The sequence below is a fragment of the Mesorhizobium sp. BR1-1-15 genome (assembly GCF_020165475.1).
GTDB lineage: Bacteria > Pseudomonadota > Alphaproteobacteria > Rhizobiales > Rhizobiaceae > Mesorhizobium.
Genome location: NZ_JAIUIF010000007.1, coordinates 218,206 through 244,687, shown reverse-complemented (window position 1 = coordinate 244,687; position 26,482 = coordinate 218,206). Strand labels below are relative to the sequence as shown.

Annotated in this window: 27 protein-coding genes; 6 read left to right on the top strand and 21 right to left on the bottom strand. The window is 59.9% G+C overall.

Annotated features, from left to right (window positions below; translation table 11 throughout):
* Positions 1-8: 8 nt before the first annotated feature.
* Positions 9-1,238, bottom strand: coding sequence for an ABC transporter ATP-binding protein (locus LB541_RS15240; RefSeq protein WP_140558720.1), 1,230 nt, complete (start codon positions 1,236-1,238; stop codon positions 9-11).
* Positions 1,239-1,241: 3 nt separating this feature from the next.
* Entirely contained in the window at positions 1,242-2,051 is an 810-nt protein-coding gene (locus LB541_RS15235; protein WP_181168455.1) for an ABC transporter permease, read from the bottom strand.
* 629 nt (positions 2,052-2,680) lie between these two features.
* On the opposite strand from LB541_RS15235, the gene LB541_RS15230 reads away from it, so the two are divergent.
* Complete coding sequence (locus LB541_RS15230) at positions 2,681-3,670, top strand: NAD-dependent epimerase/dehydratase family protein (RefSeq protein ID WP_224618832.1); 990 nt, start codon at positions 2,681-2,683, stop codon at positions 3,668-3,670.
* 340 nt (positions 3,671-4,010) lie between these two features.
* On the opposite strand, the gene LB541_RS28530 is transcribed toward LB541_RS15230, so the two are convergent.
* The 15 genes from LB541_RS28530 to cyoA form a co-directional block, all read right to left on the bottom strand.
* The gene (locus LB541_RS28530) at positions 4,011-4,136 is read right to left on the bottom strand and encodes a hypothetical protein (protein ID WP_263486168.1); all 126 of its coding nucleotides are present in this window, start codon (positions 4,134-4,136) and stop codon (positions 4,011-4,013) included.
* Between the two features lie 226 nt (positions 4,137-4,362).
* Positions 4,363-4,749 (bottom strand): c-type cytochrome, encoded by a 387-nt coding sequence (locus LB541_RS15225; RefSeq protein ID WP_224618831.1) that lies wholly within the window; start codon positions 4,747-4,749, stop codon positions 4,363-4,365.
* 1 nt (position 4,750) lies between these two features.
* Positions 4,751-5,629 (bottom strand): cytochrome c oxidase assembly protein, encoded by an 879-nt coding sequence (locus tag LB541_RS15220; RefSeq protein ID WP_140500657.1) that lies wholly within the window; start codon positions 5,627-5,629, stop codon positions 4,751-4,753.
* Positions 5,626-5,967 (bottom strand): hypothetical protein, encoded by a 342-nt coding sequence (locus tag LB541_RS15215; RefSeq protein WP_140500656.1) that lies wholly within the window; start codon positions 5,965-5,967, stop codon positions 5,626-5,628. The genes LB541_RS15220 and LB541_RS15215 overlap by 4 nt, the downstream gene beginning before the upstream one ends.
* A gap of 1 nt (position 5,968) precedes the next feature.
* Positions 5,969-6,574 carry a heme-copper oxidase subunit III gene (locus tag LB541_RS15210; RefSeq protein WP_140500655.1) on the bottom strand — a complete coding sequence of 202 codons (606 nt, stop codon included), beginning with the start codon at positions 6,572-6,574 and terminating at the stop codon, positions 5,969-5,971.
* Positions 6,571-8,541, bottom strand: coding sequence for a cytochrome c oxidase subunit I (gene ctaD, locus LB541_RS15205; protein WP_140565683.1), 1,971 nt, complete (start codon positions 8,539-8,541; stop codon positions 6,571-6,573). The genes LB541_RS15210 and ctaD overlap by 4 nt, the downstream gene beginning before the upstream one ends.
* Entirely contained in the window at positions 8,538-9,551 is a 1,014-nt protein-coding gene (coxB, locus tag LB541_RS15200) for a cytochrome c oxidase subunit II (RefSeq protein ID WP_140565680.1), read from the bottom strand. The genes ctaD and coxB overlap by 4 nt, the downstream gene beginning before the upstream one ends.
* Positions 9,548-10,081, bottom strand: coding sequence for a c-type cytochrome (locus LB541_RS15195; protein ID WP_140565677.1), 534 nt, complete (start codon positions 10,079-10,081; stop codon positions 9,548-9,550). Before LB541_RS15195 ends, coxB begins: the two co-directional genes overlap by 4 nt.
* Complete coding sequence (locus LB541_RS15190; RefSeq protein ID WP_224618829.1) at positions 10,078-10,878, bottom strand: substrate-binding domain-containing protein; 801 nt, start codon at positions 10,876-10,878, stop codon at positions 10,078-10,080. The genes LB541_RS15195 and LB541_RS15190 overlap by 4 nt, the downstream gene beginning before the upstream one ends.
* A 49-nt stretch (positions 10,879-10,927) precedes the next feature.
* Positions 10,928-12,658 (bottom strand): methanol/ethanol family PQQ-dependent dehydrogenase, encoded by a 1,731-nt coding sequence (locus LB541_RS15185; protein WP_224618827.1) that lies wholly within the window; start codon positions 12,656-12,658, stop codon positions 10,928-10,930.
* Positions 12,659-12,810: 152 nt separating this feature from the next.
* Positions 12,811-13,533, bottom strand: coding sequence for a GlcG/HbpS family heme-binding protein (locus tag LB541_RS15180; RefSeq protein WP_224618825.1), 723 nt, complete (start codon positions 13,531-13,533; stop codon positions 12,811-12,813).
* 429 nt (positions 13,534-13,962) lie between these two features.
* The gene (gene cyoD / locus LB541_RS15175; RefSeq protein WP_140500648.1) at positions 13,963-14,373 is read right to left on the bottom strand and encodes a cytochrome o ubiquinol oxidase subunit IV; all 411 of its coding nucleotides are present in this window, start codon (positions 14,371-14,373) and stop codon (positions 13,963-13,965) included.
* On the bottom strand, positions 14,370-15,044 hold the full coding sequence (gene cyoC / locus LB541_RS15170; RefSeq protein ID WP_140500647.1) for a cytochrome o ubiquinol oxidase subunit III: 675 nt from the start codon (positions 15,042-15,044) through the stop codon (positions 14,370-14,372). The genes cyoD and cyoC overlap by 4 nt, the downstream gene beginning before the upstream one ends.
* Positions 15,041-17,044 carry a cytochrome o ubiquinol oxidase subunit I gene (gene cyoB / locus LB541_RS15165; protein ID WP_224618824.1) on the bottom strand — a complete coding sequence of 668 codons (2,004 nt, stop codon included), beginning with the start codon at positions 17,042-17,044 and terminating at the stop codon, positions 15,041-15,043. Before cyoB ends, cyoC begins: the two co-directional genes overlap by 4 nt.
* A 2-nt stretch (positions 17,045-17,046) precedes the next feature.
* Positions 17,047-17,994: a ubiquinol oxidase subunit II gene (gene cyoA, locus LB541_RS15160; RefSeq protein ID WP_140517451.1), complete on the bottom strand. Its 948-nt coding sequence runs from the start codon at positions 17,992-17,994 to the stop codon at positions 17,047-17,049.
* 592 nt (positions 17,995-18,586) lie between these two features.
* On the opposite strand from cyoA, the gene LB541_RS15155 reads away from it, so the two are divergent.
* From LB541_RS15155 to LB541_RS15140, 4 genes are all read left to right on the top strand, one after another.
* Entirely contained in the window at positions 18,587-18,892 is a 306-nt protein-coding gene (locus tag LB541_RS15155; RefSeq protein WP_140500644.1) for a preprotein translocase subunit YajC, read from the top strand.
* A 102-nt stretch (positions 18,893-18,994) separates the two neighbouring features.
* A complete protein-coding gene (locus tag LB541_RS15150; protein WP_140630370.1) occupies positions 18,995-19,234 on the top strand; it encodes a hypothetical protein in 240 nt (79 codons plus the stop codon).
* Positions 19,235-19,239: 5 nt separating this feature from the next.
* Positions 19,240-20,235 (top strand): YihY/virulence factor BrkB family protein, encoded by a 996-nt coding sequence (locus LB541_RS15145; RefSeq protein WP_140630372.1) that lies wholly within the window; start codon positions 19,240-19,242, stop codon positions 20,233-20,235.
* A 137-nt stretch (positions 20,236-20,372) separates the two neighbouring features.
* Positions 20,373-21,197, top strand: coding sequence for a Ku protein (locus tag LB541_RS15140; protein ID WP_140565660.1), 825 nt, complete (start codon positions 20,373-20,375; stop codon positions 21,195-21,197).
* A 59-nt stretch (positions 21,198-21,256) separates the two neighbouring features.
* Here the strand turns inward: LB541_RS15140 and LB541_RS15135 are convergent, their stop codons facing one another.
* Positions 21,257-21,625 carry a hypothetical protein gene (locus tag LB541_RS15135; RefSeq protein ID WP_140565657.1) on the bottom strand — a complete coding sequence of 123 codons (369 nt, stop codon included), beginning with the start codon at positions 21,623-21,625 and terminating at the stop codon, positions 21,257-21,259.
* Positions 21,626-21,870: 245 nt separating this feature from the next.
* Between LB541_RS15135 and LB541_RS15130 the strand changes: the two genes are divergently transcribed.
* On the top strand, positions 21,871-22,323 hold the full coding sequence (locus LB541_RS15130) for a universal stress protein (protein WP_140499425.1): 453 nt from the start codon (positions 21,871-21,873) through the stop codon (positions 22,321-22,323).
* A 137-nt stretch (positions 22,324-22,460) separates the two neighbouring features.
* On the opposite strand, the gene LB541_RS15125 is transcribed toward LB541_RS15130, so the two are convergent.
* The 3 genes from LB541_RS15125 to LB541_RS15115 form a co-directional block, all read right to left on the bottom strand.
* A complete protein-coding gene (locus LB541_RS15125; RefSeq protein ID WP_140558913.1) occupies positions 22,461-23,066 on the bottom strand; it encodes a L,D-transpeptidase in 606 nt (201 codons plus the stop codon).
* 251 nt (positions 23,067-23,317) lie between these two features.
* Complete coding sequence (locus LB541_RS15120; RefSeq protein WP_140517445.1) at positions 23,318-24,385, bottom strand: helix-turn-helix domain-containing protein; 1,068 nt, start codon at positions 24,383-24,385, stop codon at positions 23,318-23,320.
* Between the two features lie 532 nt (positions 24,386-24,917).
* Entirely contained in the window at positions 24,918-25,988 is a 1,071-nt protein-coding gene (locus tag LB541_RS15115) for a helix-turn-helix domain-containing protein (protein ID WP_140584246.1), read from the bottom strand.
* Positions 25,989-26,482: the final 494 nt, after the last annotated feature.

Sequence of the window (26,482 nt, the reverse complement as noted above, 5' to 3'; positions counted from 1 at the left end):
AACAGGCGTCACTTCCTGACCACCCATCGATGCGGGAAGCTGACATTGCCAAAGCCAGGCTGGGCGCTGACCGGTCGATCGTCGAGCAAACCGGGCATGACATCGAACACAGCGGCCGTCTCGACATGGTCTTCGACCACCCTGTCGTCCGCCACCAGCGCTACGTCAATCCTGTAGCGCCCTGGTCTCAGCATAAGGCTGTCCACATGTACCGTGTAGACTTCGCCGTGACGGTCATGCAGGGAATGCTCCCGGCTATCAAATGAGGTCACAGGATCCCCGAGATCATCAATGATAGTCACAAGGCACTGCAATGTTTCGCGCGGCCCATCAACCTGAAGCCGAAAAGTTGCCGGCTGCCCGGACGCGACGGGACCCATTTCATTGAAAACTTCGATGCCGACCACACGGAGGCGGCCGCGCCCGGTGCGCGTGGATCGCACACTCAGATCGGTTCCTGCGCGGGCCTCAAGCGTCTGGAGATAATCCCGGACCACGTCCTGAGTCGGACCGTCCGCCTGGATCATCCCGCCGTCGATAAGGATTGCGCGGGTGCAAAGTCGCTGCAGAACCGGCATCTGGTGACTGACGATCAGCACGGTGCGGCCTGTCCCGGCGATGCTCGCTGCCTTGGCGATGCATTTCTTCTGGAACGTGGCATCGCCGACGGCCAAGACCTCATCGACCACCAGAATGTCGGGATTGACGTGGGCGGCAATCGCGAAGGCCAGACGCAAGTACATGCCGCTTGAGTATCGTTTGACAGGCGTATCGAGAAACGGCTCGACCCCGGAGAAATCCACGATCTCGTCAAGCTTGGAATTGATCTCGATGCGCCGCATGCCGAGTATGGCCCCGTTGAGATAAATGTTCTCACGGCCGGTCAGTTCGGCATGGAACCCCGTGCCGACCTCCAGCAAAGCTCCCAGCCGTCCATGTATCGTCGCGCGGCCGGAAGTCGGCTCCACGATCTTCGCCAGTATCTTGAGAATGGTGCTCTTTCCTGCACCGTTGGGACCGATCACGGCAAGGACTTCGCCTGCGTGCACCTCGAAGGAGACGTTTTTCAACGCCCAGAACGGCTCGTCCGCACCTTTGCGGTGGCTTGTATCGGCCTCCCCGCGAAGACCCCGCCTTTTGCTGGCGAGCGCGTCTCGCAGCGTGGGGAAGCTGTTGTTCGCCACACCAAGTCTATACGCCTTGGAGAGATTGGCAGCCTGGATCACGATGTCGGTCATCACTCAGATCAGGTCCGGAAACGCGCGTTCGGATTTTGAGAAGATAGTCAGTCCGGCAACGAGAAGGGCTAGCGAGGAGAGCGTTGATATCGAGATCATGAGCCAGTCCGCAGGCGTGCCCAGCACGCTCCAGCGGATGGCCTCGACTGTCCCAACCATTGGGTTCAGACTATAAAGCGGCCGCCACAATTGAGGGACGAGATTGGCTGGGTACACGATCGGGGTCATGAACAGAAGTATCTGAAGGCTGAACGGCAACAGATAGCCCACATCGCGAAAGCGAACGTTGATCGCCGACAATGCCACGCCCACTCCAGTCGCTGACGCAGCCATTACGAGCACGAACAGCGGCAAGAAGACTGCTTGTGGTGCCGGCCAGCTTCCGAATGCCAGCATGGCGGCGAACAAAAGAGCGAAGCCGACGAGCATATCGGTCAGGCATGAGGCCATCGTGGAGATGGGAATGATCAGACGCGGGAAATAGACGCGTTTCACCAGTTCCTGGTTTCTGACGAGGCTGCCCGTCATGCTGGCGACGGCTCGCGAAAAAAAACTCCATGGCACAAGCCCACACAGAACAAATAGCGGGTATGGCGCGCCGTTGGACGAAATGCCTGCGAGCTTGCCGAAGAAGATGCTGAAGACCGACATAGCAACGAGCGGCTGCAGCATTGCCCAAAGGATGCCCAGATAAGTCTGCCGGTATTTGACCTTGAAATCACGCCAGGCCAGGAAGAACACAACTTCCCGATATCGCCAAAGCTCGGAAGGTTCGAACAGTCCTCGCTTGCGGGACGGATCGATGATTGTCACGACAGCTGATTGCGCGCCTGTCCGATCTGACACGATGATGGCGTCCGCCTCCCTTGACAGCCCCATTGAGGCCTACATTTCCGCGCAGTGCAATCAGCACTTTTGATGGTGCCTGCCGTTCCACGAACCTCACCATTCGAGAGCGCAAGCAGCCGCCCTTAATGCTCGACCAGATCCTCCGGGGGCGCGAGATCGCGCCACATATCCCCGTTGTTCGATAAGAAGGAGGGCATTTCTCGCACACGGACTTTACGTTCGATCCGGATGCGAACGAACACCTGCCCGGGCCGTCTGAGTTTCTACCGCTACTCTCCCACCTGTGCTGGGTTTGTCGAGGATACATTTCCCATTGAACTTGTGGTGATGTTATGCCCATCGAAGATAGTCAGGCTACAGAAATCTGTCGTTTTTACAGTGTAGTGTATGCACTGCACCGCTGGTGACAGGGTCCTTAAGATGTGCCATTGTCCAATGGGGTGGTACTATTTGCGCGGATTAGGGTTGTTCGGGCGATGCGCGTTGCGCGAACCATCATTGCGTGGAGGGAGTGACATCTCATTGGAAATTCAGACGGCTTGACGAGTCAGCGTTCATAGCTCCTGAGCAAGCTGCAAAGCTTTGGGTCGGAAATGAAAAGTGTTCTTGTCGCGGGAGCAGCCGGGTTCATCGGATCCCACCTGGTTGATCGACTGTTGTTAAGGCAAGAAATCAATCGAATTGTTGCTGTTGACAATTTCTGGACTGGTACGCGTGCCAATCTGGATCATATCGCCGACCCTCGCTTGGTCGTGATAGATGTGGCTGTTGAAGATTTTCAGCAGGGGAGCCTTTTTGACGAGATCTATCATCTCGCCTCGCCTGCTTCGCCTCCCTGGTATATGCAAGATCCGGTACGAACCATCTCGGCCAACGTAATAGGAACTATGCGGCTTCTGACCCTTCTTCGCGCCGGGGGCCGCTTCTGTTTCACGTCCACGTCTGAGGTTTACGGCGATCCGCTGGTAACGCCGCAACCGGAAACTTATAGGGGCTCCGTTGATTGCACCGGGCCGCGTTCATCGTATGACGAAGGTAAGCGTTGCGCCGAGGCCCTGCTTTTTGAGAGTAACCGATTGAGCGGGCTCGACATTCGAGTTGCAAGATTGTTCAACGTCTACGGACCTAGGACACGACCTGACGATGGACGTGCAGTATCAAATTTCATCACGAATGCGCTGTTCGGCAAACCTATAATCGTTTTTGGCGACGGCTTGCAGTCGCGGAGTTGGGGATACGTCAGCGATATCGTGGACGGCCTAGAACAATTCTTCTGGGGGAAGGAGCATGGTTATATTGGTCCCCTGAACATCGGAAACGATCGTGAGATTTCCGTTGTCGATGTTGCCCGTTACGTCGCTGGCTTGGTGCCAGGCACCAAAATCGTGCATGTTGATCCGATTCCCCAAGATCCGACGAACCGCTGTCCGGACTTAACCCTAGCGCGGAGGATCATCCCCGGCTGGGCCTGTCAAATACCTCTTGAAGAGGGTGTGCGCCTCACCCTGGACTGGTTTCGCCGCCAGCAACTGAACGACTTGTCCAGTGTCTCCTCGGACTCGATGGTTGCCGCATCGGTGTGAGTGGGATCCGCCCCGATAAAATGTGACCGAAAAAGGGGAGAAATGTGCTCGCCGCAATCCGGATTCTTCGACCAACGTCGCGGTATGCTCAACCGGCCAGTTCGATGCTGTGAACGCGCGCTTCCGCGCATCGTTCAGGGCCCACCGAAGGCGACATACAAGTGCGGAAGGCTCCTCCGCGGCAATGCATGCTCCCCCAGCAACTCCTCCAACGCGTGGTCGGCAACCTTATGGGTGTTCGAGCGGCGCGGATGGCCTTGGCGACGATCCCAGTTCGTGATGGTCACTCACATCTTGCGCTGGCAGGTAATAAAGCCCGTACGACCGGACGGCTGGGCGATCAGAGGCAGTGGCATGTCTTGATCAGGAAGATTACTCCCACGGAGTAAGGCAGGGCTAAAAGCCCCAAGGCGATCCAGAAGCCGGGTTCGGCCATTGCGGCGAGATCTGACAGAAGTTGCTTCATGTCGCCTCAGTCCTCGCCCCTGATCGCTCCGCATCCGATCCACAAGGAAAGAGCCCGCTCTTGAGGGAGGGGGAAGCGGGCTCTTGGCTGGGGCTTATGGCCCAGCAGCACGGCGGACTTGAATTTGTACTGCGCCGGCTGCTGTCCAAACCGTGATCGGGCAGCTTTGTTCCCCGTCGTCGGCTATGGTCCTGGGCGCAGCCCGTGGTCCCGCCGAAGCGGCGGTCTATCTCAAAGCATAGAGATAGGCGGCGATGTCACGCGCTTGCTGCTCGGTGATGCCGGTGGATGGCATGGCGGTGTGCGGATTAATGTCCCTTGCTGACCGTATCCAGCGGATCATGTTCTCCGGATTGTTAGCCAGCACACCGCCAACATAGATCCTGTCAGATAGACTGGCGTCCAGGCGTGGGCCGACGTGGCCTACCGCACCGGGTACACCGGTGATGGTGTGGCAGCCGGCGCAGCCATTCGCCAGCATGATCGGTATCGCACGTGCACCGACGCCGCCGGTAGCGGCATCCGCCTCTTGCTGCACCCGACGGGCTCGGTCGGCCCACAATGCGAGCGCGCCGCCCGCGACGACCAGCAGAATGCACACGGCGATGATCAATTTAGATGGGCCAGGGCGCATGCGCGACCTTCCTGGTTCCGCTCGTCGTTATCCAGAGGCCGGCCAGCAATAGCGCTGCCCCGCCATAGATAAGGCCGGCCGGGACCCACATAACGAGCCCGGCAAGCTGCTGGTCCTCGATCGGGCTTAAATTCCACACTGCCGCCCCGGCAGCATTCTCCGGGTACCAGAGCTTCGGCGATAGAAGAAGCAGGACGCCGAGCAGGCCGGTGTGCAGGGAGGTGAAGAAAAGATGCATCACGGCATTTCCATAGGTCTGCTGTTGGCTTGGGCGCGGCAGCAACGCCCACCAGAAGAGCAGGCCTGTGCCGAGGAAGCTCGCATGTTGGGCATAGTGCAGCACGCCATGCTCGAGCGCTGCCTCAAACAGGACCGGAATGTGCCACACCCATATCGCGATCCCGTGAACAATCGTTGCGGTGACAGGCCGGCTCGCAAAGGTCCAGAGCGCTCGCAGCGATTTGCCATGCCCAACCATACCCAGGGCACGCCGAAACGTTACGGGAAATGCCCACAGCAGAGCAGGGGCGGGGCAGGCGATGACCAGCAGCGGCGCCGCCACTGCCATCAGCAACTCGTGCTCGATCATGTGCGCGACAAACAGCCGCTCGCCGAGAGCATGGATCGGACTGACCAACGCTGCCGTCAGTACGCTCCAGCCGGCGGCAAACAGCAGCGCCTGACGCATCCGTAGCGGACGGCCGCGAGTGCTGCGGCGCCACAGCCGCATCGCACCGGCCATGTAGATGAGCGCGACGGCCGTCAGCGGGGCCGTGATGGGAAGCGCAAGTGTCCATCCGGCCTCGGGCGCGCCGGAGCCATAGCAGATCGAGGTGGAGAAGAGCGTGGCCAGGTTCATCGCAGACACTCGTCCAGGATAAGTGCGGCGCTTCCCTGCATGATGATGACCAGTGCAAACAGGAGAGCCGCCAGCATGCCGAGATCGGCGACGAAATGCTCGGTACCGCGCGTGCGTTCTGCTTTGAAAGCAGCGCCGCCTTGCCGCTTTGCCTGCCAGGACAGAGCACCGCCCAGAAGCGAGAACAAGGCGAGCAGCAACGCTAAGGGAAGCACGACCGGCACCTGGTGATTGCATTGCCAGGGAACCAGCGAGTAGTTCAGTTGCGTCGAGACCGCCCAAGCCAACGGGCCCGACAAAAGCCCACCCCAGGAAGTTCCCAACCGGACCGCGCGCATGTCAGCCGAGCCTCGGTACCCAGTAGATCAGCAGATAGATCGGAAGCCAGGTTGCGACCACGAAATCCCAATAGAAAACATTGTCGCCGACGTCGCCGAAGCGTCGCCCGCTATAGCCATGGCGCGTGAACATCAGCACCGTCAGCACGATCGTATCGCCGACATCTGTTATCAGATGCGTGGTGTGGAGCCCGAGCAGCACCCAAAGCATCGAGCCGTAGGCGTTCGTATCCCAGTAAACGTTCAAGGCCGGAAACTCGAACCAGCGCACAAGGAGCGGGGCGAGGCCGAGCAGCGACATGACAACCAGTCCGATCCGCACCGGCACGATGGCGCATTGCTTGGCATAGCGATCGAGGATGTGGTTCGGCACCAGGCTGGCGATCAGCAGCAGCGTGACGATCGTTCCTGGCCAATGGTTCGGCTGCGGTGCACTCAACGGCCATTCAGGCCAAGAGACCGCCAAGTAGAGATAGGCGGCTGCGGCGAGCGCAAAGCCGGTGCCCTCCAGAGCCATGAAAGCGAGCGTGCCCCACCAGGTCGGGCTGCGCGGACCATGCCCAAAGGTGGGGAGACCGGAAACATCTGTGACGGGACGCTCGTTCATTCCTCGTCCTCCGGATCACCTTTTGGCCAGAACCAGCCGATCAAGGTGACGGCGATTGGCAGGGCGCCCCACACGATGGCCCAGGGGGTGAAGATCGAATAGAGAAACGTGCCGCCTACGGCGAACGCTGCAAAGAGCGGCCAGATCGACGGTGTCGCCGATTTCTCGCGAATGTCGGGATGGGCTTCAGCGACTGTCGAGACCAGCAGCTCGCGCGCGTCGACGCGAAGCCCGGTCGCTACGGGAAGAGCGTCGCGCTCGGCCCAGAGTGGCTCCGCGTTGGTGACGACCGGAATGCGCGCGAAATTATAGCTCGGCGGCGGCGAGGGCGTTGCCCATTCCAGGGTGCCGGCCTCCCAGGGATTGTTGCCTGCCGCTGCGCCTTTCAACGCGCCATGCACAAGATTGAAGGTGAACAGGACGAAACTCAGGAAGAAGACCACCGCGCCTGCTGTTATGAACAGGTTGATGTTCCCCCAGCCAAGCTCGGCCGGATAGGTGTAGACCCGTCGCGGCATGCCCCACAGCCCCACGATGTGCATCGGGAAAAAGGCGGCGTTGAAGCCAATGAAGGCCAGCCAGAAATGCAAGCGGCCCAGGCGCTCGCTCATCATTCGGCCGGTGACTTTAGGAAACCAGAAATAGGCCGCACCCAGCAGCGGGAATACCGATCCGCCGATCAGCACATAGTGGAAATGCGCGACGACGAAGTAGGTGTCGTGCACCTGCAGATCCAGCGGTACGGAGGCCAGCATGACGCCGGTGAGACCGCCGATGACGAAGATGAAGAAGAAGCCGAACACGAACAACATTGGCGTGCGGATCACCGGTCTGCCGTCCCACATCGTTGCCAGCCAGCAGAAGATCTGTACGCCGTTGGGAATAGCGATCATCATGCTGGAAGCGGTGAAGAAGCTGGCGCCGAGCTTGGGCAGGCCTGTCGCGAACATATGGTGGACCCACAGGCCGAAGGACAGGAAGCCGACCGCGATCAACGACAGAACCATGCCGAGATGGCCGAACACCGGTCGCCGGGCGAAAGCCGGGATGATCGAGGAGACCATGCCGGTCGCCGGCAGGAAGATGATGTAGACCTCGGGGTGACCGAAGAACCAGAACAGATGCTGGAACAGCAAGGCATCACCGCCTTCGGCCGGGTTGAAGATGTGTGTGCCGACCAGCCTGTCGAGGATCAGGAATGTCGAGGTGATCATCACCGCCGGCATTGCGAAGACGATGACAAAGGAGGTGACCAGCATCGCCCAGACGTATAGCGGGATCTTGTCCAGCGACATGCCGGGAGCACGCTGCTTCAAGATCGTGACGATCGTCGCCACTGCCACAGCCAGTGAAGACACCTCGGTATAGGTAATCATCTGCGCCCACACGTCGGCGCGCTTGCCAGGGGCGAATTCGGGACCGGACAGCGGCACATAGGCGAACCAGCCGACGTCCGGCGCCATGTTGAGAGCGAAAGACACCCAGGCGAACAGGCCGCCCGAAACATAGACCCAATAACTGAACGCATTCAGCCGCGGAAACGCGATGTTGCGGGTGCCGACCATCAGCGGCACGAGATAAATGCCGGTCGCCTGCACGATCGGTACCGCGAACAGGAACATCATCGTGACGCCGTGCATGGTAAACAGCTGGTTGTAGAGGTCCGGCCCGATCAGCCCACGCTGTGGTCCCGAGAGCTGAACACGCATAGCCACTGCGTTGAGCCCGCCCAGACACAGAAAGACAAAGGCAGTGATCAGATAGCGCCTGGCGATCACCTTGTGGTCGACGCTCGACAGCGCGCCGATGATGCCCGGGGGCGTACGCCAGGTGCGCTCCAGCCACCGCTGGAGATCGGCTTGCTCCATGCCGGTATCGCGCGGTCCGTCATGCTCGGGAGCGAGATCTCCCTTTGCTTGCGCCTCCGCCCGCAGGTCACGTCCGCTCGTCAGGTCGGCGCTGGTCATTTCAGCCCCTCGAGGTAGGCAATGATGGCATTGAGCTCGTCGCCATTGAGAGCCGTTACAGGCATGTGGGAGCCGGGCTTGATGCCTTGCGGGTCGGTGATCCAAGCGGCGAGATTGCCGCGGCTCATCGTCAGCGTTCCGGCTGCGAGAGTTTGCCGGCTGGCTATATGGGTAAGATCGGGCGCTACCGTGCCGCCTGCGGGTGTGCCGCCGATCCTGTGGCACATCACGCAGGGCCGCTGGAGGAAAAGATCCGCGCCGGCCTTGGCTTCGGCATTGGTCGGAGCGGCGGCAGGCCGCAACTGGTCGTCCAGCCAGGCATCGAACTGCGGCCGCGGCTCGGCAATGATGAAGGTGCCCATGTTGGCGTGCTGCGCGCCGCAGAACTCAGCACATTGACCACGATAGACGCCTGGCTTGTCAGCCCTGATGTCCAGCACATTCATATGTCCGGGGATGAGGTCGAGCTTGCCGGCAAGGCTCGGCACCCAGAAGGAGTGGATTACGTCTGTTGAAGTCAAAAGAAGCCGAACCGGCTCGCCGGCCGGAATATGGATCTCGTTCGCCGTCGTCAGGATGCGGCTTGGCTGAGCATTCTCGTAGCGCACTTCCCACCACCATTGGTGGCCGGTCACGCGGACCGTCAGCGCCTCGTCCGAGCCGATCCCGGCAAGCGTCCTGTTGGCGAAAAAGCTCAACAGGGTCAGCCCAATTAGAATCGCCGCAGTCACCCCAACCGCGGTCAAGACCACGCGCATTTTGCGATGTTCGGAGGCGAGGTCGAGCACGAGCGGATCTTTTCCTGTTCGAACTCGCTGGAACAGGGTAGCGACCAGCACGACCATCACCAGCATCCACACGGCCGCGCACAGGGCAGTGAAAAACCAGATCAGCCAGGCTAGCTCGCCCGCGGCCGGGCCTTTCGGATCGAGAGCGGACTGCCAGCCGCAGCAACCTGAAAGCGCCAGGAGAGCGGCTGCGCAACACGCTTTGGGAAAAAATCGTTTCACGGCGATTTCCCCAGCGTCGCGGCATCGGGGAGGCGATTTTCCGACGGATGGACCATCATGTCGTCGTTACGCTGCGGTGCGGCGGAGGAGGGGGCGTTGCCGCTCAGCGAACGTACGAAGGCTGCAAGCTCCCAAATCTGATCATCGGGTATCTTGTTTCGGAAGCTAGGCATGCCGTTAGGCCGCCCGTCCCGGATCGTTGCGTGGATACTCTCGATCGAGCCGCCGTAAACCCACTTCTCATCCATCAGCGCCGGTCCCATGCCGCCGCCGCCATTGGCATGGCACCCCGAGCAATTGAACCAGCTGAACAGGCGCTTGCCCTCGCTGAGATGAAAGGCGTTGGCCTCGAAGCTGGCCGCCTTGTTGTCGCTCGGGAGCGGCCTTTGGCCGCCTGGCTCCAGCGCAGTCACCGGCGTTGGCTGTTGGCCGGACCCAAGGGCCGATTGCGGACGTGTGTCGCGCTCTTCCCGCTGGCAAGCGGCAAGGGCCAGCATCGCCGACAAGAGCACGGTGAGGTTCCGCCTCATCGGTCCGCGCTCCCGCCGGTATCAAGGCGCGGCACACCGTATCGGGCCAGGGTCGCGTCGATCTCAGCCTTGTGCTTGGCAAGGGCTGCATCCACTTCGTCGCGCAGCGCGTCGTCCCCGCGTCGGACGCCCATGGAGATGTCGTAGACCATTGGCAATTGAGGCCCGTCGATTCGAGGTGTCACGGGCGTGATGCGCAGCGGTGTCTTCTGCTTGGCGATGAAATAACCAGCGAGCGGGCCCCAGACGACGGCAACATCGATCTCGCCGCTGGCCACCGCCTCGACAATGCGCGCGGGCGGGTTGGGAGCCGAATAGTCGCCATAGACTGGATAGCCGACGAGATGACCGACAATGCCGCGGCGGCCGAGTGCCTGGGCCGGTGGGGAGTTGGCCCCGTCATCGCCGATGAGCTGCACGCCGATGCGCAGAGTGCGCAGGCGTGGATCGTTGAAAGACGTGATCTCGGGACTGTCCCGCCGCGTCACGAAGACATAGGTCGAGCGGTAATAGGGAGCGGTGGCGCGGAGAATTTCGAGATTGGCGGGAGTGCCAGGTATGAGATCGCACAGGCCTGCCTTGAGCGTGTTGCGAACGAAACCGCGGCGTTGGGCCCACCAGGTATAGGAAAGTCTTGCATCCAGCTCTTTGGCGATGATCTGGGCAATCTTGTTTTCGAAGCCCTGTCCAGCGGCGTTGGAAAACGGCATGTTGTTAGGGTCGGCACATACCTTGAGTTCACGTGCGTCGGCGGCAACCGCGAAGAGCAGCGAGGCAAACGCTACCACCGCGGCCACAAGACGCCCGTTCGCCTCGCGTCTTCGAACTGCCTTCAACTCGAAAGCATCAGGGGAGCCGGAACACATAGAGCGTGCCTCCCGCCGTGGTCGCGTTCTTCAGGTCTTTCATCGCGTTGACGAAGCCGAGCGCGGCGGTAGCGTCGCGCGGGTCGAGGTCGCCCGATACGATCGCGCCGGCCCAACCGCCGACGCCCGACAGGATCGCGACATATTGGTGCCCGTCGGGGCCGCGATAGGTGACCGGCTGGCCGATGATCCCGGACGAGGTCTTGAACTGCCAAAGCAATTCCCCTGTCCTTGCGCTCACAGCTTTGAACCAGCCCTCCATTGTGCCGTAGAACACGACATTGCCGGCGGTGGCGACCGCGCCACTCCACACCGGAAAATTCTCTTTCAGGTTCCAAGCTGGCTTTGCGGCCGCGATGTCCCAGGCGGTGAAAGCACCGCGGTTGCCACCCGGGCCCGGGATCATGCGCACATTCATGCCGACATAGGGAGTGCCGGCGATGTAGTTCACCTCGAGGCCCTCTTCGTCCATGCACAGATTGTTGTGTGGGATGTAGAGCAGTCCTGTCTTCGGCGAGAACGCAGATGGCTGCCAATCCTTGAGCCCGGATGCTGTCGGGCAGATATCCCGGATCACCCTGCCGGTGCCGGTCTTCTTGTCCGGGTTTTCGATCAGGCGCCCGGTTTTCAGATCGACGCCCTTGCTGGAATTGACGGCCCCATAGGGTGTCGCTGACAGGACTTCCCCGGTGGTCCGATCCAGAATGTAGAGATAGCCGTTGCGCTCCGGGCGGACGAGCACTTTGCGCGGCTTACCCTGCCAATTCATATCGAGCAGGATCTGCTCGTTGATGCCGTCGTAGTCGTGCAGGTCGTGCGGGCTCCATTGGTAGAACCATTTCGCGGCTCCGGTATCGGGATCGCGCGCGAAAATCCCAGAGGTCCATTTGTTGTCGCCGGGCCGAAGGTCCGGATTCCACGGCCCTGGATTGCCGGTCCCGTGATAGATCAAGTTGAGGTCCGGATCGTAAGAGATCCAGCCCCACATGTTGCCGCCGCCGATCTTCCAGGCTTCCGGCGGCCATGTGGTCACGCCAAGGTCCTTGCCCTTGTCCATGTCGTAATGCGGCTTGAAATCCGGCCCGATCAGCACGTCCTTGTCCGGTCCGGTGCCGTAAGCCGTCCAGACGACATGTCCGTCGCCCGCGTCCAGCGCCTTGACCCAGCCGCGCACACCCATCTCGCCGCCGGAATTGCCGACCAGCACTTTGCCCTTCACCACAAGCGGCGCCATGGTTATGGTCTCGCCGATGTTGATGTTGCCGACATGGGCGTTCCACACCGGTTGGCCAGTGGCAGCATCCAGCGCGATGGTGTGACCATCCAGCGTGTTGAAGAAGAGGCGCCCGTCGGCGAAGACCGCGCCGCGGTTGACGACGTCGCAGCAGGCAACGCCCTGCGCGGCAGGTTCAGGATTTGGCTCATATTTCCATTTCATCGGCGCGCCCGGCTTGGAAAGATCGAGCGCGTAGACGATGTTTGGAAAAGGGGTCACGATATACATCGTGTTGCCGACCACGAGTGGCGCCGCTTCCTGACCCTTGTTCACTCCGGTCGAAAAAGTGAAGGCAACTTGAAGGTTCCTGACATTGTCCTCGTTAATGTCCGCCAGTTCGCTGTAGCGCGTCGAGGCATAGTTCTTAGCCGGCATTGTCCATTGGCCGTCATCAGGTGGCGCGGCCGCGGCGGGCGGTGCGATGGATGGTGTCACCGCGGACTGCGCGGCCGCGGCGTTCAGCAATGAGCAGCTTGCGGCCAGCACCAGCCACTTCAACGGCCTAAAGTCGAAACCGCGGCCCCTTTCCGCTCCTCGGCCGTCTGGTGTCGCAGATGCGTATTTCCCCGCCACTTTCAGAGATCCCCTCATTTGCGGATCGAACCTCCCACTCCGGCGCCGAGTTCCGCCGCGACGTCCGCCTCGGTTCCCGCGCACAACGGATGACCCCAGCCGGAGGCGCTCTTTCCGCCAGGATCGAGATCGTAGACGATGGCGTCCTTGGCGTTGGGGTTGACGCCCGCCGGAACCTTGTCCAGGCCCAGGGCCGCACGCAGGCGCCAAGCGACATTGTGATCGGCGCAGGAGGAGTCGCCGCTGATGCCAAGCCCGCCGACAATCGTTTTGCCGTCGTAGAGAGCAAGGCCGCCGCCAAATGCCACGACGCCGCCGATCGGCTTGCCAATCAGCGGATCGCTCGCACTCCCAAAGGTCTTGCTGTCGCCGGCATAAGCGGCTGCCTGGTCGACAGGATTGGTAAGCTGCAAGCCGAACAAGGGGCCACCCGGCTGAACAGAAGCATATAGATTCGCCGTCGAGAGAGCCATCTGGGCAACGCTGAGCCCGTTGGCCGTGCTGGCCTTTTCGGCTGCGATCAGCCGGCTGCCGGGCCACTGCGCATCGCTGGTGGGGCCGCTGAAAGCAACGGCGCAAACTGTCCCGTCACGCGTAACGATCGCCGCCCATTCATTGGTCTCGAAGCCGCCATTGGCGGGGCCTCCGCTTGCTTTGACGTTTGCCTTGAGGGCAGCCAGGAGCTTGGCGTGGTCGGCGGGGCAGGGTAGCTGTGCCCAGGCCCTGCTTTGCAGCAATGCACAATTAACGAGTACCAGGAGGCTGAAAGCCAGGGAGGAAAGCTGTGGGCGACCCATGATCCGGAGCATTCGTTGAACACAATGTGGAAAGTGGGAGCGCTCACAGAGCAAGGAATCCTCGCCCGATCCCTTGGCAAACTGAGCTATGTTCCCACGCTTTCAATGGAACTCGGACGAGGCCCCTATGTTCCTAATTCCTGAAATTATGATGGAAGGCACAGACGTTGCGACCATGGGCAGCAGTTCACTCTGCCGCCGACCGTGAGCGGGCCGATATAGACATTGCCGGGCCAAACAGCTCGACCAGCTCCTCACCGCTCTCCGCACCTATGGATTTTCGACGCCTGAAAGTGCAGACGCTATGCGCAAGATAACCGAACCGATGGACAGGCGGTTTTGCGCCCAGGCCACAGACCTGGAACAGCGTTATGGCATCATCTGAGCCTGATGCGCATCCATCGCTCCCATGTTCTGGCTGAGATGGTTCATGATCCACACCGAGCCCAAAACGACCAAGGTCACGATCAGCACACCGAAAGCGAGCGCGAGCACGTTGTTGGTGTTGTCAGGTCCTGTCGTCAGGTGCAGGAAAAAGACGAGATGGACGCCCATTTGTGCGATGGCAAGCACCGTCAGGGCCGAGATCACGGCCGGCTGGTAAATTAGATCGGTTTGTGCCGCAATGAAGGACGCCACTGACAACAGGATTGCCAGGCCAAAGCCCAGCAGATAGCCGGAAAGGCCTCCCGCCACCTCGTGTTCCTCACTGCGTTCTTCGCCTGGTGCGGAATCGCGGCGGTCAAGCATGTCCTCGTTCCGGCTGTCCATTTCGCTCATGATGACGCTCCCAGCAGATAGACCAGGGTGAAGATGGCGATCCAGATAATGTCCAGCGCGTGCCAGAACAGGCTGAAGCAGTGAAGCCGGCGCAATATGTCGGGACGAAAGCCTTTTATCCAGAGCTGCGCCATCATGGTGCCGAGCCAAAGCAGGCCAAGTCCAACATGGGTTCCGTGGCAGCCCACAAGGGCGAAGAACGCGGACAGGAAGGCGCTGCGTGATGGGCCCGCCTGCTCATTCACCATGGCCGCGAATTCCTGCACCTCCAGGAACAGGAAGGCCGCACCAAGCAGGCCGGTCACCAGCAACCAGAACTGGGTGGCGGCCATTGACCGGCGGTGGGTCGCGAGCATCGCAAGGCCGCCGGTGAAGCTCGAGGTGAGCAGCAGCGCCGTCTGTGCCGCGACGCGCGTCAACTCAAACAGCTCCTTGCCTGTTGGCCCGCCCGCCGCCGAATTGGACAGGACGGCATACGCGGCGAAGAAAGCCGAGAACATTATGATGTCCGACAACAGGAAGATCCAAAAGCCGTAGGCAACCGTGACGAACTTCGAGGCCGGGCCTCCCTCGCCGTGGCCGGTCGCCGAGAATACGTGATGGCCATGCCCTGCGGTGCGGCCCAGCCGGTAGGGATCGCGCGTTGCGGTGCCGGCGGGGATGTCGCTCATGCCACACGCTCGCGTCTACGCATCCAGGCAAGCTGGGCTGCCTTGCGGTCAAGATCGATGCGGCCGACCTCGTCGGCAGGGATCTCGTAATCGCCATGCTCGCGCCAGGCGAATACAACGAAGGTGGCATAGGCCCCGATGAAGCCGACAATCGCCAACCACCAGATGTGCCAGATGAGCGCGAAGCCAATCAGAGTGCTGAAGAAGGCGGTGACGAAGCCTGTGGGGCTATTGCGCGGCATCTCGATCGCCTCGTAGTCCTCTTCGGTCTCCTGACTCTGCTCGTCCATTGCCCTTTGCTTGACGGTCCAGTAGGGCTCCTCGTTTTCGACATGCGGCAGCCGCGCGTAGTTGAAGATGGGCGGCGGCGAGGATGTCGACCATTCCAGCGAGCGCCCGTCCCAAGGGTCGCCGGTCTCGTCGCGCAACTCGTCGCGATGCCTGATCGAGACGACAAGCTGCGTGACCTGGCATGCGGCGCCGACGATCATCACCACGATTCCGAAGGCCGCCACGACAAGCCACGGCGCCCACATATCCATGTCGATATGCTGAAGGCGGCGGGTCATGCCGAGAAGGCCGACGATATAGAGCGGCACGAACACCAGAATGTAGCCGGCAAGCGTGACCCAGAACGCCGCCTTGCCCCAACCTTCATGCAGCCGGAAGCCGAAGGCTTTCGGGAACCAATAGGTGAAGCCGGCAAAGGCCGCGAACAGCACGCCCGAGATGATGACGTTGTGAAAATGCGCCACGAGAAAGAGCGAATTGTGCAGCATGAAATCGGCCGGCGGAACGGCGAGCAGCACGCCGGTCATGCCGCCGATGATGAAAGTGGTGACAAAGCCTAGCGCCCACAGCATTGGCGTTTCGAAGCGCACGCGCCCGCCATACATGGTGAAGAGCCAGTTGTAGATCTTGACCCCGGTGCCGACGGCGATAACCGAGGTGGCGATGCCGAAAGCCGCATTGACATCAGCGCCGGCGCCCATGGTGAAGAAGTGGTGCAGCCAGACCATGAAGGAGACGATGCAGATGAACATCGTCGCCGCAACCATCGAACGATAGCCGAACAGCGGTTTCGACGAGAAGGTCGAGAAGATCTCCGAATAGATCCCGAAGGCGGGAAGCACGAGGATGTAGACCTCGGGGTGACCCCAGGCCCAGATGAGATTGACGAACATCATCTGGTTACCGCCGGCTTCGTTGGTGAAAAAATGGAAGCCGAGATAACGGTCGAGGGTTAGCATGGCCAGGGTTGCGGTAAGGATAGGGAATGCGGCGACGATGAGCATGTTGGAGGCAAGCGAGGTCCAGCAGAACATCGGCATGCGCAGATAGCCCATGCCTGGCGCACGCATCTTGAGGATGGTGGTCGCCAGGTTGACGCCCGTGAGCAGGGTGCCGACGCCGGAGATCTGGATCGACCACAAATAGTAGTCGACGCCGACGCCTGGCGAGTAGGTCGTCTCCGACAGCGGCGCATAAGGCAGCCACCCGGTGCGCGCGAACTCGCCGACGACGAGCGAAATGTTGACAAGCAGCGCGCCGGTCGCGGTCAGCCAGAAGCTGACTGAGTTCAGCGTCGGGAAGGCGACGTCGCGGATGCCGAGCTGCAGCGGGATGACGAAATTCATCAGCCCAATGACAAAGGGCATCGCGGCGAAGAAGATCATGATCGTGCCGTGGGCCGAAAAGACCTGGTCGTAGTGCTCCGGCGGCAGGTATCCCGGCCCGTGGATGGCGAGCACCTGCTGGGTGCGCATCATGACGGCGTCAACGAAGCCGCGCAGAAGCATCAGCGCCGCCAGCACGATATACATGACGCCGATCCGCTTGTGGTCGACGGAGGTTATCCACTCATGCCAAAGATAAGGCCAGTAGCCTTTGATCGTTACCCAGGTCAGAACGGCGGCGGCGGCCAGGAAGACGATCAGGGCCGCGCCGAGCGGAATAGGCTGGTCAAAGGGAACGGCCGACCAGTCGAGCTTGCCGAGCATCGTCATCCTCCTTCATCGTGCTGGTGAGCCATGGGCGGCGCTCCCGCCTTGGGCTCAGCTTTCGGGCTCACCTGCGGCTCTCCGGCGGCGGTTCCAGCAGGTCCCGGCCCCGGAGGTAGCGTCTGGTGCACGACCGCATCGAACAAGCCCGGCTGCACATGGCCGAACGAGGATGCCGGCGCGTTGATGCTTTGCCTGGCAAGCTGGCGATAGGCGCTGGCGTTGAGCACGCCGCCTCCGCCATGCAAGGAGGAGGCCCAACTGGCGAAGGCGTCAGCCGAGACTGCCCTGACACGGAAATTCATGTCCGAAAAGCCATCGCCACTGAAATGCGCCGACAGGCCGAAATACTCGCCCTCGCGATCAGCCTGCAGGTTGACCTCGGTCTGCATGCCGTTCATGGCATAGACCATGCTGCCGAGCTGGGGCACAAAGAAGGTGTTCATGACGCTGGCCGAGGTCAATCTGAAACGCACCGGCATGCCGGTTGGAATAACCAGCTGGTTGACCGTTCCGACACCTTGATCGGGATAGAGGAACAGCCACTTCCAGTCGAGCGCCACCACTTGGATTTCGAGTGGCGGCCGGCTGGAGTCGATCGGCTTGCGAGGATCGAGATGGTACGATCCATAATAGATCAAGCCACCGAGGAAGAGGATGGTCAGCGTCGGAATCGACCAGACGATGAGCTCGATCCGGCCGGAATAGGTGAACTCTGGATCATACCGAGCCCTGCGGTTCGAGGCACGGAATATCCAGGCGAAGGCAAGCAGCGCGACCAGCGTCGGAATGACGATGACCAGCATGACGGCCAGTGAGTTCAGGAGGATCGTGCGGTTCCCCGCGCCGACCGGTCCCTGCGGGTCGAGCACGCCTCCCGCGCAACCCGACAGGGTTACCGCCGCGAAAATCCAGAGAAGCGATAGGCCTCGACTACAACGGTGTAACACTGGAAAACATCTTAGCCAGCCGCCGTCCCGGGGATGAGTACCTGCATAACTGAGGCGCGGGCTGCTTGTTCCGCAAAGATGCGCTTTTGTCTCCAACGGCGAAGGGCGCTACGTCGAGATGACGGAGCGTCTCGCGCGCCCCATGCTCCGATCTCAACTTGTTCTACGTCAGCGTTACGGCAAGCTGGCGCCCGTGTGGTCGGCCTGCCTTGTCGGCCACGCAATTCGCCTCAACATTTCGCGAAAAGAGACTGCGCCTAATGTGCTGCAGGCTGGATGCTCTTCCTGCGGAAACGGACAGCAAATGTCCAACTCGGGGGTACCGCCGGTGCTACGGCGAACGCGAGCCCTACAAGATGCAACCCAACCTCGGGCGAGACGCCGTTGCGCGCTGGGACGTTTCGCGATCACGCAATATCGGTTGGCTTGGCTCTTAAAGGTTCCGCCCCCGTGTGCTCCTCCCCGGCGAGCTGTTGAGCCCGCGGCTCGCGATCCGCGTCGGCACGTCTCCGATTGCCTGCTATGTAGGTGCGATTTCAGGCAACCAACTCGAGCTGCCAGCATTGATTTGGGTAGTCTCGGGAGAAATGCCATGCTGCAATTCAACCTGCCTCGAGAAGTTGCAATCGGTGATGAAGTTGCCCTGACGAGTACGGTCATGGACATGCTTCCCAGTGGGCGCGCCAGGGTGAGCATCCCCTCCTATGATCGTCCTTATGCGATCGATGCGCCCCCCAGAACTCACGTCGGAGACAAAGTCGTTCTTGTTGGGGACGTCACTCGGGTCGATCCTGAAACCAACAAGCTGAGCGTACGGATTGACTGTGGCGGGGTGGTTACCGTCCACAAATCGGCGATCATAAGGCTCAAGAAAAATTGCGCGGCCCGAAATGGCTGACGCATCACCCCGCGACGCAAAGCTCGCCAACGAGGCCGAGCTCGCGGGATGGGATTATCCACGCCATCTCGCCGCGCCGGCCCTACCGACGGGCTGCGCTTGATGAAGCTTGACCTCATCGGCGAGGTGGCCGAACTCGCGCGTTATATCGGCTACTGGAAGCCCTATGCGACGAGCCATGAAGGGCTTGACGCCAACCGCGCAATCCAGACCGGGGTCCGCAACGCGGTGTTGGCACTGGCGGAAGCGGCCAAAGAACGGCGTGCAGGGCAGTTTCCACCGATCGTGACATCAATCGGGACAGGCCACGACGCTCCGCGTCCGATATGGCGTGACGGATGAGGGAGATGCCACACTGGGTTCGCGGTACCTGGATTCTCTTGAAGGACGCCGTCACCGGCTTCATCGACGATAATGCGTTGAGCCACGGGGCAGCGGTGGCTTTCTACGCCACGACATCGCTGGCGCCGATCCTTCTGATCGTCGTGGCGATCGCCGGTCTGGCCGTGGGCAAGGATGCGGCCCAGCTCGCCCTGTCAGCGGAGATATCCGGCGCGATGGGCGCGCAGAGTGCCGATCTACTCAAGGCGACGATCGAGACGGCTTCGCACCGATGGTCCGGGACGCTTGCCACGCTCATCGGATTGGTGACGCTCTTCTTCACTGCCTCCGGTGTTTTCGGTGAGATGCAACAGTCGTTGAACGAGATCTGGAAGGTAAAAGCCGACGGCCTGTCGCTTTCGCGCCTGGTGCGGGCGCGCGCGGCAAGCCTCGGCCTGGTTGCCGCGTTGGGCTTCATGCTGCTGGTATCGCTGGCGGCAAGCGCAGCGATCACCGCGCTGAGCGATGTCATCAATCACCACCTGCCGTTCGGCGAACTGGTGCTCAGCAGCGTCAACACCGTTGTCTCTTTCTTGCTAATTGGGCTGCTCTTCGCCGCGATCTACAAGGTCTTGCCGGATCGCACGCTCAAATGGCGCGATGTTGCCGTCGGTTCGGTGGTTACTGCGTTGCTGTTCACCATCGGCAAGTCGCTGATCGGCTGGTATATCGGCACCAGCGCGATAGCGACTTCCTACGGAGCGGCAGGCGCGCTTATGGTGGTGCTGCTTTGGGTCTACTATTCAGCGCAGATATTCCTCTTCGGTGCAGAAATTACGCGCGCTTACTCGGTCAGGCGCGGAAGCCGGCCAGACCTTGCGCCGGTAGTGGCGTTGAGCGGCGACAAGATAGACACGCCGCGCCGGCCTGAGGTGCATGACGGCGAGATCGCCGCATGGATTGTGGTAAGCAGCCTGATCACCGCGCTGCTCTCGCATTTGTCGCGGCGAAAGCAGGATTGACGCCGCGCGGGGGCACCGTTGGCATGGAAAGCCGCACCATCCGTGATGCGATCGCGTGCGTCGATGCTGATCAGGCGGGCGGAACGGAACGATCCGGCTGACGTTTGTGCCAAGGATCGGCGCGACAGGAGGACTGCATGGCGGCCCCACGAGCAGTTTGGAAAGGGTTTCTGAAAGTCGGGTCCGTGTCGTGCGGAGTGAAGCTTGTGGGTGCAACCAGCGAGGCATCGAAAATCCACTTCAAGATTTTGAATCGGAAAGATGGATTACCCGTCAAGGCTGCCTATGTTGACGAAGAGACGGGCGATGTCGTCGTTAGCGAAAACCAAGTCAAAGGCTACGAGGCAGACGCGGGCGATTTCATCAAGGTCGAACCGGACGAGATCAAAAAGCTAAAGATGACGTCTGAGCACACGCTTGAGGTCGACGAGTTTGTCGCCATCAAGGATATCGATACGCGCTACCTGGAAAAGCCTTATTACCTGATCCCTGCCGACGGTGCTTCCACCGAGGCCTTCTCCGTGCTGCGCGAAGCGATGGCCAAGAAGGGCGTGGCGGCGCGGTCCTGCGTGGTGCTGTACCAACGCGGGCGCGAAGTCGTGATACAGCCATATGGCAAGGGAATGCTGCTTACCGAGTTGCGGACCCATGACGAGATGATCTCGGAAGAGACCGTATTCAAAGACCTGGAAAGCCATGAATATGACCAGGAACTGCTCGAAATCGCAGGCCTGCTGATCGACAAAAAAGTGACCAAGTTTGATCCGTCGAAATTTGAAGACACCTACGAGGATGCGCTCATCGCGTTGATCGACGCAAAACGCAAGGGCAAGCAGCCGCCCAAACCGGTGCCCCCGCCCAAGGAGAACGTTATCGATCTGGCGTCGGTTCTCCGCAAGAGTCTCGCCAAGGAGGGGATCAAGGACCGCCCCAAAGCCAAAGCCGGACGCAAATCGGCATAGTCGCGGATCTGGCTGTCTGCTTTCTTCGAATTATGACCGAAAACGATCCTGTGCCGGGATCAGAAAAGATCGATTGGTCGCTCGGGCTCGGGGCTTCCGCCCGAGTCATTCGCGCGGTGCAGGGGCGCCTCGCCTTTAACCCCAAGATGCACGTCCCATCGACTGCGAAAAGGCGGGCTTTGCAGACAGGCGGTGACGGCTGCCGCCCCTTCAGTCAATAATGTGCTTCTTTTCACATGGAGATACTCACCGAAAGATACATTGATCAAATCATATTGTTCGATTTTGGGGTCGAAAGGGGAATCGCCAACATATGCACGTCGCAATAAGGAGAATTGGACGAGATGCAATTCATTGGGATAAATTGCACATAACGCAATGACTCGATGAATTGTAGGTTGAGCGGGCAACAAAGGCATTGCGAACATCTGTCGTCTTGTCTGTGATTTAACCATAGCTGGTACACGAAAAGGCAATTGGTGATCGTCGGGCCGGGCTAGCGCTATTCCTCCGCGGTTTGGAGATGGTGCGTCCGCTCCCGAATGTGCCCAGCGTCGCGATACAAGCAGCGTGAGTTGGATGTCCAAGAGAGGGCTTGCAGTGCACCAACGTGCATATCTCGACGAGTGTTGGTGTTGCCGGAACCGTGGTCGACCAGGCAGGGAGAACTCAGATGTACACTCATATCCTCGTGAGCACGGATGGCTCCGACGTCGCCAGGAAGGGCGTTGAGCAGGGGATAGCCCTGGCGAAAGCCTTGGCTGCCAAGGCGACAGTTGTCACGGTCACGGAGCCAATGCTGATTGACTATGGAACCGGATTTACCTCCGGGTCTATTCCTTCGCAGGAGGAGGTTGATAGTTTTGAGGCCGCGAGCAAGGAATTCGCAGGGCAAGTCCTCGATCAAGTCAGGGAGGCAGCCGACCGGATGGGGGTTTCCGCAGAATTTCTACATGTCCCGGATACCTACCCGGCCAAGGCGATTATCGACACCGCCAAGTCACGAGGCTGCGACCTGATTGTGATGGCTTCCCATGGCCGTCGTGGCATCAGAAAGCTTTTGCTGGGAAGCCAGACGTCGGAGGTTCTCGCGGATGGAAGTGTGCCTGTATTGGTCGTGCGGTAGCCAAACGAAACCGGAGAAGCGCCGGCTTCCTTTGCGCTCAACCTTCCGGAGAGACGGTGTCCTGTGACGAGGATGTCTCCACGCGTCGGCCTCGGCATTTAGAGGTGCCGCGCAATGGCATTCATGATTGCCGCAGGCTAGACAACGATAACGCGCGCGCCGTTGCGCACCGTTCCGAAGAGTTCAAAAATATGCTCGTTCAACATCCTGATGCAGCCGGATGATGCAGCTTTTCCAATGGTCCACGGCTCATTGGTCCCATGAATGCGATACAGCGTGTCCTGGCCATTGCGATACAGATACAGCGCCCGGGCGCCGAGAGGATTGTTTGGGCCTCCCGGAACGCGCTGCGGCAAGCTCGGATTACGGCGTCGCATGTTGGCGGTGGGGGTCCAGGTCGGCCATTGGGCTCTTCGTTCAACGATGGCCTCTCCACCCCATCGCTGTCCATCCCGACCGACAGCGATGCCGAAGCGGATCGCCCTGCCTGCGTCTTCGACATAGTACAGGAAGCGCTCCTGCTTGTTGATTAGGATTGTTCCGGCGGTTTCCCTACCCAAGTAAGGCACTGTTTGCCGACGGAATTGCTGGGGGATGCGCGTCTTGTCTACGAGAGGGATGTCAAAAGGCTTATCTGGAATTCTCCCGATATACCAACTCTTTTGGGAAGCTTCCGCATGCCCGGACAGCGCCAGAAATGATATTCCCCCAACGATCACGGATCGTCTGCTCAAAGAATTCACCAAATGAACCTCCGAAATTTAATGACTTCTTGGCTGGCATTTTATGAGCTTCGATGAGCCTGCGCTATCGGGACAAACATTTCTGACATCGGCCTCTCCGCTGAGGGTGCAATCTCTTATGTCATACGAGCGCCTCGTCAGACTGCGTGGTGTTCGCGGCGGGCAGTTCGAACCGGCGTCCAATCTCCAGCTTCGCCAAGGAATGGGTTCACTCTTGTCTTCGACAAGATTACCTCAGCCGAAGACTCCAATCACGTAGTCGAAAGCTGATGGCTGAGAAGGCAATTGTTGGCCAGGAGGCTGTTCAGAGAAGGTTTGCCGTTGTTCGACCGCTCCGCCAACGGAGGGTGCTTGAGGCCCAGCCAGCCCGCCTCCCGCGCCTCTTTGGGCGAGATTCCGAACTCGCGCCTGAATGTCCGGCTATATGTCGAGGGATCCATGAAGCCCCACTCCTCCGCAATGCTCGAAATCGGGCGTCCATCCGCGATGTTTCCGAGCGCGTCCCTCGTTTTCAGCAGCCGCTGTCGCCGGATATAGTGCGAGATTCCTCCGGCTGGTTCGAAAATCCGATAAAGTCGAGAGCGTGAAATGCCGAGGTCTTGCGAGAGCTTTCCCGGTGTCAGATTCCGGTCGGCCAGATTGGCTATTATGATCTTGTTCGCGCGGGCCATGATGACCGCGTCGATCGGCTCCTGTGCTTCGAAAAAGTGATCCCGGGACGGGGAAATGCACGCGGCAAGCAGGCTGGTGGTCGCCGATGCGACATACGGGACGTCGCTTTCCGTGCGATGGGGGAAGGAATGATAGAGCAGCAGAACATAGTCGGCGACGAATGCGGCCATCTCGGGCCGGATATCGAGCGTGAAGGGTTGCGAGAAGGCGAAATCCCGCGGAAGGAATAGCGCAAGGACACCGTCATCCTCACCCTGGTCTTCATGGGGTGCACCCAGGCATTGCCAGCGCAGCTGTCCCATTCTTGGCGTGCCGCCGCCCGCGGGGATTGTCTGGGGCACCGAAAGAGCCCAGTGGTCGAACACCGGATTCTTTCTGCTGCGCCACCGCCGACGGTACCCCATCCCGGGGTATTCGATGAAAGCCAGCACGAGGCTCTCCAACCGCCACGCCCGCTCGCGCGCAGAGAACGAGCCGAACTCGTCTCGCAGCAATTCGACGTCGGCTATATTTGAGTGCCAACTCCGGAAAAGGTCGAATTGCTCGGGCGGTGGCGCCTGCGAGGTATCAACGTCTACGACGCATCTTAGAGGTTCTGGGGTCCCGATCGTTTCGCTTTCGCTGACAATTGATGGCTTGTCTTGCATTGAGGCAAACTCATTGCTTGAAAGAGGGTGACGGCAACCCCATGGAATTCTCGATCAAGAGACCAGACGTATCGGGCTCATCCCCGGCGGATGTAGCCGCGGCGAGATCGAGGTTATGGGACTTGAAATCCTGACACCCGCACCTGCTTGGGTGGTATAGAACCAGTCGACAAGAACATCTCGCCCAGCCAGCAGAATCGATGATGTGCGGATGTCGGCAGCGTGTATGGCAACTGCTCCAGCGATCGGCTCGCCAAGAGTATCGCTTCGTACTGTTACCTCCATCACAAGCTCCTATCGAGCTAGCAGATCAACAATGAACGATGTGCTTTTCGCAAGGAGACGGTCCTGACAATTAAAAATCCAGAGTGGAGTTATCGAAAATCGTGATGCTAATGACGAGGACACGGCCGAGCTTAAACGGTCATCGATTTTTGAAAAATATGCGAGGAATCCATAATATGGGTTTGACGTATATTTCTTGTAGCTTGTGGGATGATCTCCAGGCGCCCCGACCTCTGCCAGGAATCCGTCACTGTCTTGAAGAAAGGGACAATCCCAATGAATTGTTGATCAGAAGGTTGCTCAGGATGCCAGCATCCGCGAGGGGCTCATCCACAGTCAGCCAGGTCGAATGCTTGACGCCCTGCCACCCGAGTTCGCGCGCTTCCCTTGGAGAGATGCCGAACTCTGTTTTGAACATCCGGCTGTAGGTAGACGGATCTTGGAAGCCCCATACTTCGGCAATGCTGGAGATCGTTCGCCTGTCCGAACTGTCCGCTAGAGCGTCGCGCGTTTTCAGCAGCCGCTTGCGCCGCACATAGTTGGACACACCGCCCACCGGCTCGAAAATCCGGTAGAGACGGGAGCGTGAGACACCGACCGCACGGCAGAGTTTGTTGGGCGTCAAGTCGGGATCGCTCAACCTCTCTGCGATACGCTTGGCAATCCGAGCGGCAGACACCGCGTTCACAGGCCCTTGCGCCTCTGCCAGATGATCTTTTGTCGGCATAAGAGCAGCCGCGGAAATGTTGGCAGTCGCGGTGACGATATGAGGCAGATCCGCTTCTCTCAAATGAGGAAGTGAGCGGTGCAGCAGAACGGCGTAGTGCGCAAGAAAATCCAGTGCCTCGTCGCTGACTTCGATTTTCGATGATCTGGTTGCCGGCCATGTGCGGGGCAGAAACAGTGTGATGAACAGATCATCGTTGCTCACTCCAACATCGGGCAAGGCCAGACACCTCATGCGGGGCCGACGAGATATCATCTCGCCGGCAGCAGACTGCGAGAACGGCACGGACAGCATCCAGTGATCCAACAGGGACCGTCTGCGATGTTCCCATTGTATCTCGTAGCCGGAGCCTGGGATTTCGATGGAACTCAACGCCAGATCGCCCAACTGCCATACCTGATGACGAGCCGGGAACACGGCGTGCTCGGCCCGAAGAAGCTGTATTTCGGCAACCCCGGCAAACCATGATCGATAGAAATCAAACTGTTCGGCTGGGGGTGCCGACAAGCTATTTACGTCGATGGCGCATCTTAGAGGCTCATCCGCAAAAGGGTCGGTGGGAATGCCGGCAGCGGTTACTCTCGCGTCCATAACAAACTCCTGTCGTACATGAGACGCCGAAGTATAGGCAGCTCAAGAGGTCGGCAGGCCGTTTCCCGCAAGGAAACCGACAATAAAACACACCCTCAACCTGCCGCCGCGGATGAGATTGATTTTGAGGCAATCTTAAGCCGGAGATGCTCCCCTAGAGTGGGCTAGGAATCCCAAACGTAGACAATGCGTTTATTTCTCGTGGAAGCTGGGACAGCGTTTTCGCATCGTATTTACCCTTGCGACTATGGCCATTCTCATCGGCGCCGAGCGCGCCATGTGGAGTGACCTTGCGTTTCTCTTGCTTGCGACCAACCGGTCGGAAGGTTTGTTGCGGCCCCACTGAGGTCGCGCCATCAGAATCTCCTGACGGCCAACCAATTTCTATCCACTTTCCGACGGAGTGCCCGAAAGCTCTCGGATTGGGGTGGTTCAGCAGGCAACTAGGCCGAATGCGGGCTGCACATAGCTGTGATGAGGCCCTACGCGTAGGT

Coding starts and splice junctions, on each gene's coding strand:
- LB541_RS15230 (WP_224618832.1), top strand. CDS start 2,681: ATGAAAAGTGTTCTTGTCGCGGGAGCAGCCGGGTTCATCGGATCCCAC.
- LB541_RS15145 (WP_140630372.1), top strand. CDS start 19,240: ATGCCACACTGGGTTCGCGGTACCTGGATTCTCTTGAAGGACGCCGTC.
- LB541_RS15150 (WP_140630370.1), top strand. CDS start 18,995: ATGAAGCTTGACCTCATCGGCGAGGTGGCCGAACTCGCGCGTTATATC.
- cyoC (WP_140500647.1), bottom strand. CDS start 15,044: ATGAGCGACATCCCCGCCGGCACCGCAACGCGCGATCCCTACCGGCTG.
- LB541_RS15220 (WP_140500657.1), bottom strand. CDS start 5,629: ATGAACCTGGCCACGCTCTTCTCCACCTCGATCTGCTATGGCTCCGGC.
- LB541_RS15135 (WP_140565657.1), bottom strand. CDS start 21,625: ATGTTCGCAATGCCTTTGTTGCCCGCTCAACCTACAATTCATCGAGTC.
- LB541_RS28530 (WP_263486168.1), bottom strand. CDS start 4,136: ATGAAGCAACTTCTGTCAGATCTCGCCGCAATGGCCGAACCCGGCTTC.
- LB541_RS15240 (WP_140558720.1), bottom strand. CDS start 1,238: ATGACCGACATCGTGATCCAGGCTGCCAATCTCTCCAAGGCGTATAGA.
- LB541_RS15210 (WP_140500655.1), bottom strand. CDS start 6,574: ATGAACGAGCGTCCCGTCACAGATGTTTCCGGTCTCCCCACCTTTGGG.
- ctaD (WP_140565683.1), bottom strand. CDS start 8,541: ATGACCAGCGCCGACCTGACGAGCGGACGTGACCTGCGGGCGGAGGCG.
- cyoD (WP_140500648.1), bottom strand. CDS start 14,373: ATGAGCGAAATGGACAGCCGGAACGAGGACATGCTTGACCGCCGCGAT.
- LB541_RS15120 (WP_140517445.1), bottom strand. CDS start 24,385: ATGCAAGACAAGCCATCAATTGTCAGCGAAAGCGAAACGATCGGGACC.
- LB541_RS15140 (WP_140565660.1), top strand. CDS start 20,373: ATGGCGGCCCCACGAGCAGTTTGGAAAGGGTTTCTGAAAGTCGGGTCC.
- LB541_RS15215 (WP_140500656.1), bottom strand. CDS start 5,967: ATGCGCGCGGTCCGGTTGGGAACTTCCTGGGGTGGGCTTTTGTCGGGC.
- LB541_RS15195 (WP_140565677.1), bottom strand. CDS start 10,081: ATGAGGCGGAACCTCACCGTGCTCTTGTCGGCGATGCTGGCCCTTGCC.
- LB541_RS15115 (WP_140584246.1), bottom strand. CDS start 25,988: ATGGACGCGAGAGTAACCGCTGCCGGCATTCCCACCGACCCTTTTGCG.
- LB541_RS15130 (WP_140499425.1), top strand. CDS start 21,871: ATGTACACTCATATCCTCGTGAGCACGGATGGCTCCGACGTCGCCAGG.
- cyoB (WP_224618824.1), bottom strand. CDS start 17,044: ATGCTCGGCAAGCTCGACTGGTCGGCCGTTCCCTTTGACCAGCCTATT.
- LB541_RS15155 (WP_140500644.1), top strand. CDS start 18,587: ATGCTGCAATTCAACCTGCCTCGAGAAGTTGCAATCGGTGATGAAGTT.